Source organism: Streptomyces sp. MGP-BFMKR1 (genome assembly GCF_057766585.1).
In genome coordinates this window covers 2,273,327-2,286,392 of the sequence record NZ_CM173408.1, presented here as the reverse complement: position 1 = coordinate 2,286,392, position 13,066 = coordinate 2,273,327, and the positions used below count along the sequence as shown (strand labels likewise).

Sequence of the window (13,066 nt, the reverse complement as noted above, 5' to 3'; positions counted from 1 at the left end):
GGGGCACGGAGCCCGACGTACGGAGCACGGGGCACGGCGCACGGGGCCCCGCCCCGACGCCGACGGGGCGTCAGCCGCACGGCCGCGCGGGATCGGCGCCGGGCCTCGTTCATCAATGCGCCACTTTGGTACCTATCGTGTGCCATGCGGCTGCAGTACGGTCCCCACCACACGTAACCAATGGTGTGCGACCGAACCATTAGCTGCCGACCAGGAGGAAAGAGCGTGGCATCGGAGATATCTCGCAGGCGGGCACTGGCACTTGGGACGGGCGGGGCGGGGCTCGTCGCGGCGGGCTCGCTGCTGCCGCCCTCGCTCCAGCAGGCGCTGGCCCACCAGGCGACCGAGCGGGGCCACGAGCGGCACCACGGCGGGGGGCTGCGCGACATCCGGCACGTCGTGGTGCTGATGCAGGAGAACCGATCCTTCGACCACTACTTCGGCATGCTGCGCGGCGTACGGGGCTTCGGTGACCGCAACGCCATCGAACTTCCTCGCGGTGGGAGCGTCTTCGAGCAGCCCGGCCCGCTCGGCGTCGGCACCGTGCTGCCGTTCGGCGTCCGCGCCGCCGCCGCGGCGCAGCAGAAGGAGCTCCAGTACATCGGGGACCTCGACCACAGTTGGCAGGGTGGCGCGAAGGCGTGGCGGGACGGCTGGATGGACCGCTGGGTCACCGCGAAGACCGCCGCGACGATGGCGTACTACGACCGGTCCGACATCCCGCTGCACTACGAACTGGCCGACACGTTCACCGTCTGCGACGCGTACCACTCCTCCATCCACTCCTCGACCAGCCCCAACCGCAACCACCTCGTGAGCGGCTGGACGGGCTTCGAGCCCGGCGGGGCGCGCGCGGTGGGCAATGACGCGTACTCCGAGGACAAGCACCCCGGTTACGCCTGGCCCACCTACGCCGAGCGGCTGGAGAAGGCCGGCCACTCCTGGCAGGTCTACCAGGAGTGGGACAACTTCACCGACAACAACCTGGAGTTCTACGCGAGCTTCAAGGCCGTCGCGCGGAAGGCGCTGGCCAGGGTCGAGGGCGTGCGGAACATGACCGCCTTCTACGACCGGCTCGCCGCCGCCGACGCGGCCGGCCGCAAGCAGCTCACGGATCTCCTCGAAGCGGGCGTGCGCGACCTGAGCGCGGGCGAGCGCAGCCTGTTCGAGCGGGCGCTGCGGCGCGGCGAGCCGGGCACGACGGCCACCGCGTTCGCCGCCGACGTCGCCGCCGGGACCCTGCCGAAGGTGTCCTACATCGTGCCGTCCGCCGCCGACTCCGAGCACCCGGGAGCCTCCTCCCCGGTCGCCAGCGCCACCCTCGTCTACAAGGTGCTCGACGCGCTCGGCAAGAACCCCGACGTGTGGCGGCACACCGCGCTCTTCCTCACCTACGACGAGAACGACGGCTTCTACGACCACGTGCCGCCGCCGGTGCCGCCTGCGGGAACGGACACCGAGTTCTGGCAGGGCAAGCCGACCGGCCTCGGTATCCGGGTGCCGATGGTGGTGATCTCGCCGTGGACGGTGGGCGGCTACGCCTGCTCGGAGGTGTTCGACCACACCTCCATCGTCCGGTTCATGGAGCGCTGGCTGGGCGTCCGTGAGCCCAACATCAGCGCGTGGCGCCGCACCGTCTGCGGCGACCTCACGTCCGCGTTCGACTTCTCGCGCCGCCGCCGGTTGCCCGAGGTGGAGCAGCCGGGCGCGATCCCGCCCTTCGACGGGCGCTGGCGGCCCAAGCCGCCGACCGACCAGCGGCTGCCCAAGCAGGAGCCGGGCACCCGGCCGGCCCGCCCGCTGCCGTACGGGCCGGACGCGGACGGCCGCCTGGACGCGGACGCGGCCGTCTTCCGGCTCGCGCTGCGCAACACCGGCCGCGCCAGCGCGCACCTGGCGCTGTACCCGTACGCCGACGAGTACGCCACGCCCCAGCACCGCGACCTGCCCGGCGCCGGACGCCACCAGCACGGGGTGGACAGGGCAGCCGCCGCGTACACGGAGCACGGGGCCGCGGAGCACGAGGCGCTGGCCGCCGGGCACGGCCGGGGACGGGGCCGGCACGAGCGGGGCGAGGCGTGGAACGTGCCGGTCAAGAACGGCGCGTACCGCTTCACCCTCACCGGGCCGGGCGGCTTCCGCCGCGAGTTCGCCGGCACCGCCCGCGGCGCCGCGGCGCGGGTCGCGGTCCGCACCCGGATCGACGAGCGCCGGCGCGAACTGCACCTGTCCCTGGAGAACGCCGGCGACGCCCCGCTGACCTTCACCCTCAAGCCGCTGGCCTACTCCGACGCCGCGCCGCGCACCGTCACCCTCGCCCCGGGCCGCACGCGCACCCTGCCGTTTTCGACGCGCGGCGCGCACGGCTGGTACGACCTGGCGCTCACCGTCGCGGAGGACGAGACCTTCCGCCGCCGTCTGATGGGGCACATCGAGAACGGGGCGGAGTCCGTGACGGGCTGAGGCCGGGTCGCGCCTCAGTCCCCGCGGCGAAAACGCCAGAGATCCCGTCAAGGTCACGGTTAACGGTCACCGTGGCCCAGTTGTGGGGTAACCCACAAAGCGGTCAAAGGATCTCCGCGGGCTGTCAGAGTGCTGCGCGGGACCCGCCGCTCCTTCGTCGGCAGGCGGCGGGCCCCGTGCCCACCCGTTCCCCGCGCACGCTGCCCAGCTCCGGCACCCACCGGTGGTGGGCGGTGCACAATCCGGAAGCGACCCAGCACTCCATGGCCGCACTCGCCCGGTGGTGCCTCAGGCGCCGCCTCGTCGTCATCGTGCTGTGGCTGGCCGTCCTCGCGGGCGCGGCCTCGGCCGCCGCCGTGGCGGGTTCCGCGTACTCCAACGACTACGACGTGCCGGGCACCGAGTCAGCGCGGGCCGCCGCGCTGGCGGCCAAGGCGTTCCCGGACCAGGCGGGCGACGGCGACCGCGTCGTCTGGCACACCGACCCGGGCCGCGAACCGGTCCGCTCCGCCACCGTCGAGGCCCGGATGACCGGCGTCCTCGACCGGATCGCCGACCTGCCCGGGGTGGCCGCCGTCGGCAGCCCGTACGCCGGGCCCGACGGAGCGCGCCAGATCAGCCCCGACGGGCACACCGCGTACGCGACCGTCACCTTCGAGCGGCCCGCCGACGACCTGCCGGCGAGCCAGCCGCGCGCCGTCGTGGACGCCGCGAAGGCCGCTGCGGGCGACGGGCTTCAGGTCGAGGCCGGGGGCAGCGCCATCGCGCTCACCGAGAAGCCCGACACGCACCTCAGCGAGTTGATCGGCATCGCCGTCGCCGCGGTCGTGCTCTTCGTCGCGTTCGGCTCGCTCGCCGCCAGCCTGCTGCCGATCATCACGGCCGTGGTGGCCGTGGGCACCGCCACGCTGGGCATCACCCTGCTCGGCCACGCCATGACCGTCGCCGACTTCGCGCCGATGCTCGGCATGCTCATCGGCCTCGGCGTGGGCATCGACTACGCGCTGTTCATCGTCACCCGACACCGCCAGGGGCTCAGGGCCGGACTGTCGGTGCCCGAGGCCGCCGAGCGCGCCGTGGCCACCACCGGGCGCGCCGTGGTCTTCGCCGGCGGCACCGTCTGCGTCGCCCTGCTCGGCATGCTCATCCTGCGCCTGAGCTTCCTGAACGGCGTGGCCATCGCCGCCTCGCTCACCGTCGTGCTGACCGTCGCCGCCTCCGTCACGCTGCTGCCCGCGCTGCTCGGAACCATCGGGCTACGGGCCCTCAGCCGCCGCGAACGGCGCCGGCTCGCCGCTGGCGTCCACCCGTCCGAGGCGCCCACGGGGCTCGCCGCCCGCTGGTCCGGGTTCGTCGAGCGCCACCCCCGGCTGCTCGGCGGTCTCGCCGCGGCCGTCATGCTCGTCCTGGCCCTGCCGACCCTCTCGCTCCACCTGGGCACCTCCGACCAGGGCAACAACCCCGTCGGATCGACCACGCGCCAGGCGTACGACCTCCTCGCCGGCGACGGCGCGAACGGCGACGACGCGGGCAGCCCCGACGCGGACGGCGGCGGCGCGGACGGCGGCGGCGCTGGCGCGACCGGCGGCGGCTCGAACGGGGCCGCCGGGGAAGCGGCGGCCGGAAGCGGCTTCGGGCCCGGCGTCAACGGGCCCCTGACGCTGGTCGCCCACCTCGACGGTGCGGCCGACCGGGTCGCCCTGAGCCGCCTGGAGGACGCCCTCCGGGACACCGAGGGCATCGCCTCCGTCCAGGGCCCCGCGTCCGCCGACGCGACCGCCCCCAGCAGCGGTGACACCAGCGTGATCACCGTCATCCCGGAGACCGCCCCGCAGTCCGAGCGGACCAGCGAACTGGTCGACCGACTCCGCACCGAGGTGATCCCGGCCGCCGAACGCGGCACCTCGCTGGAGGTTTACGTCGGCGGCCTCACCGCAAGCTACGACGACTTCGCCGAGGTCATCGTCGGCAAGCTGCCGCTGTTCGTGGGCGTCGTGGTCGGCCTCGGCTGCCTGCTCCTACTGCTGGCCTTCCGCAGCGTCGGCATACCCGTCAAGGCGGCGATCATGAACATCGCCGCCGTCGCCTCCTCCTTCGGCGTCATCGTCGCCGTCTTCCAGTGGGGCTGGGGCAGCGAGTTCCTGGGCCTGGGCCGGGCGGGACCGATCGAACCCTTCCTACCCGTGATCATGATCTCCGTACTGTTCGGCCTGTCGATGGACTACCAGGTGTTCCTGGTCAGCCGGATGTACGAGGAGTGGCGAGAAACCGGCGACAACCGCCGCGCCGTGCGCGTCGGACTGGCCGAGACCAGCCGGGTCATCAACTCGGCCGCCGTGATCATGATCGCCGTCTTCGCCGCCTTCGTCCTCAGCGGTGACCGCATCATCGCCATGTTCGGCATCGGCCTGGCCGTCGCCGTCGCCCTGGACGCCTTCGTGCTCCGTACGCTCCTGGTCCCGGCCCTGATGCACCTGCTGGGCGGCGCCAACTGGTGGCTCCCCGGCTGGCTCGACCGCTGGCTGCCCCGGCTCAGCATCGAGCCACCGGAGCGCGCGGAAGCGCCGGGGCGTGTGGAGGAGTTGGCGCAGCGCGCGAAGGCACCGGAGCACGCGGGCGCGCCGTAGTACGCGATGGCACCGGGGCGGCGTGCGGAGGCGCCGGGTGGCGTTCGGGGGGCCGGGCGGCGTTCGGGGGGCGTCGGTACGGGCTGACGGGTGCGTGCGGGCCGAGTGTTCGGATGGGCCGAGTGTTCGTGTGGGCCGAGGCGCCCGCGCCGTGCGGTGCCGTACGGCGCCGCACCGTCGGTGCTCGGGGACGTGCCGCGGTTCGCGGCGGCGGGTGTCGCACGGACGGGGCACGGAGCACGGAGCGGTGATCCTGCTCGGGGGCACGGGGCACGGGGCACGGGGCACGGGGCACGGGGCGGCGGCGGTGCGGCGCACGGGGCACGGGGCACGGGGCGTGGCCCGGCGACCCGCCGACCGCATCGCGTGACTGGTGAGACGAGTGCGGTGGGTGCGGTCGGTGTGCGGGGCACGCGGGCGGGCGGCGGAGCGTACGACGGGGCGCGGGGCGTCGAACGACGGTCGCCGACCACCCTAGGGTTGGCCCGTGCAGAGCCCCATGGACGACAGCGCGCCCCCGGGCCACCAGGCCCGGGCCCCCAAGCACACCGCGGCGCGGCCCACTCCGACCAACGTCGTGGGCCTGTCCCCGACGTTCACCGACCCGCTGTGGCGGATACCGGTCCGCCTGCGCCCCGTGGAAGTGGCCCTGCTGCGCACCGCGCCGCTACGGCGCCTGCACTTCGTCGCCCACGGCGGAGCCTCGACGCTCAGCACCCTCCAGTCGTACACCCGGCTGGAACACAGCCTCGGAGTACTCGCGCTGGTCGCGCACTTCCGCCCGGACGACGCGCCGCTCCGGGTCGCCGCGCTCGTGCACGACATCGGACACCTGCCGCTGAGTCACACCTTCGAGGGCATCGAAGGGCTCGATCATCACGCGATCGGCTTGCGGTTGCTGCGGGCCGACCCGGTCCGCCGCGTGCTGGCGAGCCACGGGGTGTGCGCCGACGCGGTCGCCGCCGCGCTCGCCGGAGAACCGCCGTCACCGCTCAGCAACCGCACCGGTCTGCTGCACCTCGACCATCTCGACTCGTACGTGCGCAGCGGTCGGGCCGCCGGGCGGCTCAAGACCGACCCCGCCGTGATGCTGTGCCGGATCGACCTCCGCGACTCCGTGGTCTCCACCGACCGCGAGACCGCCGCCACCCTCGTCGACCTGATCACCGCGGAGGCACGGCTGCACACCTCCTGGGACAACGTGGGCCCGACGTCGGTGGTCCGGCGCCTGGCCCGACAACTGCTCGACGCCACCCCCCTCACCCCCGACGAACTGGCCCGACTCACCGACCCGCAACTCTGGTCGGCGCTCGACGCGTGCGCCAGCACGCGGGCGGAGAGCGCCATGGTCCGGTACGAGCCGCACCGGCTGGAGGTCAGGGCCGGACACGCCCCCGACGAGCAGCACGGCTGGGACTTCTCGCTCCGCAAGACCTACCGCTCCGCGCCGCTGGTGGCCGGCCAGCGCATCGAGGCGGCGGCACCCGAACTGGCCGCGGAGTTGGCCGCCCTGGGCGCGCTGCCCACCACGTTCCGCGTCTGGTGGAGCTGAGCGAGCGCCGGCCCGTCGACGGCCCGCAACCGCTCGCCCCCCACGCCCCACGCCCCACGCCCTGACAGTCGCCCAGCGCGCCGCCTCCGCCTCACGCACGGCGCACCGTGCCCCGCCTCCGCCTCACGCTCCGTGCCCCGTGCCCCGTGCAGGATCACCGCTCCGTGCTCCGTGGCCCGGCCCCGTGCCCCGGCTAAGCCGTCCCCACCTCACTAAGCCGCCCCGCTAAGGCACCTCACCGTGCCCCCGGGCCCCGTCAGCCCCGCGGGGCCGGGAGACCTAAGGCCCCGGGACACGCGGAAATCAGGCACTCGCCCGATGTGGCCGACCCCTCTGAGTCGCGAAGGTGGAGGCACGACGAAGGCAGGCCGGAGCGGGGCTCACCAAGCCCCCGCCGCCCCTGCCGGACCACCACCCACCAGGAGAGCCCGATGTTCCACTACGAACTGCACCAGCTCCGCCAGCGCGACCTGGTCCATGAGGCCAGCAGCGACCGCCGTGCCCGCGAGGCCACCGGCCGCTTCGTCGCCCGCCGTTCTGCCGGCGACGAAGCGGAGGGGCGGGTGAGGCCGCCCAGAGGCCGCCGCGCGGTCCCACCGCGCCGCGCCACCGCCTGACGGGGCTCACTGACCCGACGCTCGCCCCGTCGCCCCGTACGGAGCCACCTCACCCCACGGCTCCGTACGGGGCACCCCCTTTCCCCGCCCCGTGCCACCGTGCCCCCCGGCAGGATCACCGCTCCGTGCCCCGTGCCCCGTGCCCCGTACGAGGCGTGCCCCGCGCCCCGCGCCCCGTACGAGGGGTACCGCCCAGCGCTCCGTGCCCCGTGCGGGGGCCCGCGCCCCCGCTCCGTCACCACCCGCGCCCCACGCCGCAAGGACGGCGCCCCGCGCCCCGATCGCCCCGCACCGTCATCGGAGTTCTGGCCATGTCCACCCCCGAGTCCGTTCCCGCGCCCCCCGGCAAGGGCGGACCCTCGCCCCGTCCTGGGTCTCGCCCCGGGCCCCGTACCGTCCCCCGGGCCGCGCTGCGCGACGTGCCGCCCCGTACGACGGAAGCCGGCACGGCGCCCCGGCCCGGCGCCGTCGCGTTCGGCGGAGCCGACGGCGCGTCGCACGTCGGCGACGGATTTCCCGCTGCGTTGTCGGACGTCTGTGCGATGCTCGGCTCTGTGAGTACCACGTCCGTCAGCCCGGTCTTCGTCGGCCGCACCGAGGAGCTGGGCGCGCTCTCCGACGCGCTCGGCCGCGCCGCCGCGCAGCAGCCCCAGGCGTTGCTGCTCGGCGGCGAGGCCGGCGTGGGCAAGACGCGGCTGGCCGAGGAGTTCCTGATCGCGGCCCGCGCGGCCGGCGCCCTCACGGCGCTGGGCGGGTGTGTGGAGATCGGCGTGGACGGCCTGCCGTTCGCGCCGATCTCCACCGTGCTGCGCGCGCTGCGCCGGCAGTTGGGGGAGGAGCTGGACCGCGCCGCCGCGGGCCAGGAGGGCGAGCTGGCCCGGCTGCTGCCCGAACTGGGGGAGACCGCGCCGGAGTCGCGGGACGAGGACGGCCGGGCCCGGCTGTTCGAGCTGACGGCGCGCCTCCTTGAGCGGCTCGCCACCGAGCGCACGCTGGTGCTCGTCATCGAGGACCTGCACTGGGCGGACCGCTCCACCCGCGAGCTGCTCGGCTACCTCTTCCGCTCCGTGCAGCGCGCGCGACTGGTCATCCTCGCCACGTACCGTTCCGACGACATCCACCGTCGCCACCCGCTGCGCCCCTTCATCGCCGAGATCGACCGCATGCGCACCGTGCGCCGCATCGAGCTGGCGCGCTTCAACCGCGCCGAGGTGCACGCGCAGATAGCGGGCATCTACGGCACCGAGCCCGACCGGCAGTTGGTGGACCGGGTCTTCGAGCGGACCGACGGCAACGCCTTCTTCGTCGAGGAGATCGCCCACAGCATCACCGACGGAGCCCAGTGCGGGCTCAGCGAGTCGCTGCGCGACCTGCTGCTGGTGCGGGTCGAGGCGCTGCCCGACGACGCCGAGCGGGTGGTGCGGATCGTGGCGGAGGGTGGCTCACGCGTGGAGCACGCGCTGCTCGCGGCCATCGCCAGGCTCGGCGAGGACGAGTTGATCGAGGCGCTTCGCGCCGCCGTCGGCTCCAACATCCTGCTCCCGACGGACGACGACAACGGCTACCGCTTCCGGCACGCCCTGGTCCGCGAGGCCGTCACCGACGACCTGCTGCCGAGCGAGCGCGCCCGGCTCAACCGGCAGTACGCGACGGCCCTGGAGGCCGACCCCGGGCTCGTACGGGAGGACGAGTACGAGGCGCGGCTGGCCAGCTACTGGTACTACGCGCACGACCCGGCCAAGGCGCTGCCCGCCGTGCTCGCCGCCTCCGTCAAGGCCCGCCGCCGGCACGCCTACGCTGAGCAACTGGGCCTTCTGGAGCGGGCCATGGAGCTGTGGGAGGACGTGCCGTCGGAGGTCAGGACGGCGCAGCGGCCGATGGACAAGGCGGGCGCCTATCCGGCCTGCGCCGTGCGGGAGGACGGCGCGCTGCGCCACCTGGACCTGCTCGCGGAGGTGGTCGTGGCCGCCCACCTGTCCGGGCAGCGCGAGCGGGCGCTGGCCATCACCAAGCGCGCGCTGCGCACGGTGGACGAGGCGCGGGACCCGCTGCGGGCCGCCTGGTTCTGGACCCAGCGCTCCAAGATCATGGAGGGGCTGGCGCGGGGCGACGGCTGGGCCGAGCTGAGCCGGGCCCAGGAACTGGTGCGCGGCCTGCCGCCGTCGGTGGTACACGCGGACGTGCTCGCCGCGGCGGCCGGCTGGCTCGCGGTGCACGAGCCGGGGCCGGACAGCTACACCGCCGCGGAGCGCGCCGTGGAGTTGGCCCGCCTCGTCGGCGCGGACGAGTTGGAACTGCACGCGCGGGTGACGCGCGGCAACCTCATGATCGACTCCGGTGACGTGGACGGCGGCCTGGCCGAGATGGCCGACGCCGCGGCCCGCGCCGTCGACGGCGGGTACATCAGCGTGATAGCCCGCTGCCACGTCAACCTCTCGTCGGCCCTGGAGGGCGTCGGCCGGTCGGCCGAGGCGGTCGAGGTCGCGCGCGAGGGCGTACGGACGGCGCAGCGCTTCGGGCTCGTGGACACCAAGGGCTGGACGTACGGGAACATGGCCGAGTCGCTGATCTCGCTGGGCCGTTGGGACGAGGCGCTGGAGGCCACGCGGAAGACGGAGCGGTTCGGCCAGGGCAGCAAGCCGCGTGGCGCCGCCGCGAGCCGGCGCGCACAGCTCGCGCTCCTGCGCGGCGAGTGGGCCGTGGCCCAGGAGCAGCACCTCGCCTCCCGCGAGTTCTACGGCACCCACGACCCGCAGCCGCAGTACACCATCACGCTCGCCCGGCACGCCCTGACGCTGGCCGCGCTCCACGGTGACATCCTCCGGGCCCGCGCCCTCCTGGCCGAGGCGCTGGACTTCGGCATCCCGGTCGGTACCCAGCGGTACGCCTGGCAGTTGTTGTTCGCCGCCGCCACCGCGGAGGCCGAGGCGCGCGGCCTGCCCGTCGCCGAGGCGGGCCGGGCCGAGGCGCTGGACCGCGTCCGCACGGCCGCGAAGCGGCTCGCCCAGCCCGTACCGATCTGGCGGGCGTACGGCCTGATGGTGGCCGCCGAACTGCTGCGCGCCGAGGACCGCGACACGCCCGCGCACTGGAGCGAGGTCGCCGCCGCCCTGGCCCCGCTGGACCGCCCGTACGAACTGGCCCAGGTCCGCTACCGCTGGGCCGCGGCCCGCCTCGCCGCGGGCGACGCCCCACCGGCGACCGCCGCGCACCCCGCGGCAGTGGTGCCGATGCCCTCGGCTTCGACGGCCCCCGCCGTCACCGCCCCGGGCGCCGATCACGCCGCCGAACCCGCCGTCGTCGGCTCCGCGCGCGAGCACGCCGCGTCCCTGCTGGCGCGGGCGTACGACACGGCGGACCGACTGGCCGCCCAGCCGTTGCGCGAGGCGATCACCCTCCTGGCGGCGCGCGCCCGGCTTCCGCTGCCGTCCACGGGCGCCGGTCGACCCCGCTCCGTCGGCGCGCCGGCCGGCACCGGTACCCGGCGGGCGGTCACCGCGGGCCACCCGGGACCCGAGCCGACCGACGGGGCCCACCTCGCACACGGCGCCCCGGAGCCCGCCGCGCGTACCGACGCGGGCCCGGCCACCGGCGCCCACGCCGAAGACCCGGCCGACGCCTTCCGGCTGACCCGGCGCGAGCGCGACGTGCTCCGTCTGGTGGCCGTCGGCCGGAGCAACCGGCAGATAGCCGAGGAGCTGTTCATCTCCCCGAAGACGGCCAGCGTCCACGTCTCCAACATCCTGTCCAAGCTGGAGGTCTCGGGCCGCGGCGAGGCGGCGGCCATGGCCCACCGGCTGCGCCTGGTGACCCCGGCGAATACGGCGTAGCCGCCTCCCGCGCCGACGGCGTACGCGCCGCGCCGGGGCCGGCGGGGCGCGTCAGCTCACCTTCAACCGGAGGATGCGGTCGTCCTGACCCTTCGGGTCGCCCCGCCCGTCCGTGTTGCTCGTGGTCAGCAGCAGGGTGCCGTCGTCCGACGCCTGAACGGTGCGCAGCCGCCCGTACTTCCCGACGAAGAACTCCTGCGGCTCCGCCACCGGCCGGGTGCCGTCCAGCGGAACGCGCCACAGGCGCTCGCCGCCGAGCGCCGCCATCCACACGGAGCCGTTCACGACGGCGATGCCGCTGGGCGACGCCTCACTGGTCTTCCACTGCTCCACCGGGTCCACGAAACCCTGCTCCGCGGCCTCGCCGTCCTTGCCCCTGCCCTCGACCTCGGGCCAGCCGTAGTTGCCGTCCGGCTTGATCAGGTTGAGCTCGTCCCAGGTGTCCTGGCCGAACTCCGCGGCCCACAGCCGCTTCTGCTTGTCCCAGGCCAGCCCCTGCACGTTGCGGTGACCGTACGAGTAGACGACCGAGTCGGGGGACGGGTTGTCCTCCGCCGGCTCCCCGTCCGGCGTCATCCGCAGGATCTTGCCGCCGAGCGACTCCTTGTCCTGGGCCAGCCCGCGGTCCCCGCTCTCGCCCGTGCCCACGTACAGCATCTTGTCCGGGCCGAACGCGATCCGCCCGCCGTTGTGGATGGTGCCCTTGGGGATGCCCTTGAGGATGGTGTCGGGCGCGCCCAACTGCTGCCCCGCGGGGCGCCTCTCGTCGTAGATCATGCGCGCGACACGGTTGTCCGACTCGGTCGTGAAGTACGCGTACAGCATGCGGTCCGCGCCGAAGGTGGGCGACACGGCGATCCCGAGGAGCCCGCCCTCCCCGCCGGGCGAGGCACCGGGCACCGAACCGAGCTCGGTCCGCTTGCCGTCGTCGCCCCCGATCCGCACCACCTTGCCCTCATCGCGCAGGGCCACCAGCAGATCGCCGTCGGGCAACTCGACGACGCCCCACGGCGCGCTCAACTTCTGCGCCACGGTGGCCACCACCTTCGCGGTGCCCTTCTTGGGCGGCGCGGAGTGCGAAGGACTCGCCGACGGCCCGTCACTGCCCTTTGTGGCCGACGACGACGGAGTGCCCGGAGTCCGCCCCAGGAGCGGGCCGTCACCGCCGTCGTCCGAGCAACCGGACACGAACAGCAGCGTGGCCGCGGCGAATGCGGCGGTAACACCGGTACGTCGCACGATGGTTTCCTTCCACTGAGCACGAGCAACTGGCCCGGGCGGCCCTGGCCCAGACGGCGAGTGAGGTCGGGACGCGACCCTGGTTCCTTATACACCGTGCCCTGCTCACCACCGCTGCCACACGGACTGGCGGGATGCCGGAGGGTCACCTCCTGCCGCCTGGCCTGGTGTGCGTACGACGGCTCGCGGGAGTATCCACTCTTCGAGAGAGGAGAAATCACGTGCACATTGAGCAGCTTCGCCAGCAAGAGGTGAGAAGGCTGCTGGGTATCTCCTACACCTCGAACGACGATCCCGCGGAAAAGGCGCTTGAGGCCGTGGAGCTGGTCACAGAGAGCGGTTCCATGGTTTTCACCTCGGGAACAGACTGGTCTCTGCGGATCGAGCAGGGTAGCTGGCCAGAACTACCGACGTGGTGCTATCCACCTCCGTGCTGGTCCTTCTCGGACATCGTCACCTCAAGCGCGAAACTGGGGAGAGTACGCGAGGTGCTGCCCTTGCTCAATCGATACTCCGAGCTCACCGGAGCCCGCCTGTCCTTCGACGGCGGGGTTGCTCTGTCCGTGCACGCGGGTGAGCAGTTCACCATGGAGGTCGCGGAGGGCTTGCCGGGTGGCACTCCAGCCAAGAACGCGTTCAATCCGCCAGGAACCAGGCACGCTCGGCACCAAGCGAGGTAAGGGGCCATGGACGGAGCAGGAGTGCGGACGCTCGCCGGTCTCGTGCGCTGCGAAGCAG

At 74.0% G+C, this 13,066-nt stretch carries 7 protein-coding genes; 6 read left to right on the top strand and 1 reads right to left on the bottom strand.

The annotated features are described in order from the left end of the window. Nucleotides 1–225: 225 nt before the first annotated feature. The 5 genes from AC3CHW_RS08440 to AC3CHW_RS08420 all read left to right on the top strand — a co-directional run bounded on the left by AC3CHW_RS08440 (nucleotide 226) and on the right by AC3CHW_RS08420 (nucleotide 11,089). Nucleotides 226–2,463 carry a phosphocholine-specific phospholipase C gene (locus tag AC3CHW_RS08440; protein WP_488470044.1) on the top strand — a complete coding sequence of 746 codons (2,238 nt, stop codon included), beginning with the start codon at nucleotides 226–228 and terminating at the stop codon, nucleotides 2,461–2,463. Between the two features lie 263 nt (nucleotides 2,464–2,726). After that, entirely contained in the window at nucleotides 2,727–5,090 is a 2,364-nt protein-coding gene (locus tag AC3CHW_RS08435) for an MMPL family transporter (RefSeq protein WP_488471001.1), read from the top strand. A gap of 487 nt (nucleotides 5,091–5,577) precedes the next feature. Then, complete coding sequence (locus AC3CHW_RS08430) at nucleotides 5,578–6,642, top strand: HD domain-containing protein (RefSeq protein WP_488470043.1); 1,065 nt, start codon at nucleotides 5,578–5,580, stop codon at nucleotides 6,640–6,642. Nucleotides 6,643–7,073: 431 nt separating this feature from the next. Next, a complete protein-coding gene (locus AC3CHW_RS08425; RefSeq protein WP_398608788.1) occupies nucleotides 7,074–7,259 on the top strand; it encodes a hypothetical protein in 186 nt (61 codons plus the stop codon). Between the two features lie 542 nt (nucleotides 7,260–7,801). Next, nucleotides 7,802–11,089 (top strand): helix-turn-helix transcriptional regulator, encoded by a 3,288-nt coding sequence (locus tag AC3CHW_RS08420; RefSeq protein WP_488470042.1) that lies wholly within the window; start codon nucleotides 7,802–7,804, stop codon nucleotides 11,087–11,089. Between the two features lie 51 nt (nucleotides 11,090–11,140). Here the strand turns inward: AC3CHW_RS08420 and AC3CHW_RS08415 are convergent, their stop codons facing one another. Further along, nucleotides 11,141–12,328 (bottom strand): PQQ-dependent sugar dehydrogenase, encoded by a 1,188-nt coding sequence (locus AC3CHW_RS08415; RefSeq protein ID WP_488470041.1) that lies wholly within the window; start codon nucleotides 12,326–12,328, stop codon nucleotides 11,141–11,143. 221 nt (nucleotides 12,329–12,549) lie between these two features. Here AC3CHW_RS08415 and AC3CHW_RS08410 point away from each other — a divergent pair, with 221 nt between their 5' ends. Next, nucleotides 12,550–13,008 (top strand): hypothetical protein, encoded by a 459-nt coding sequence (locus AC3CHW_RS08410; RefSeq protein ID WP_488470040.1) that lies wholly within the window; start codon nucleotides 12,550–12,552, stop codon nucleotides 13,006–13,008. Nucleotides 13,009–13,066: the final 58 nt, after the last annotated feature.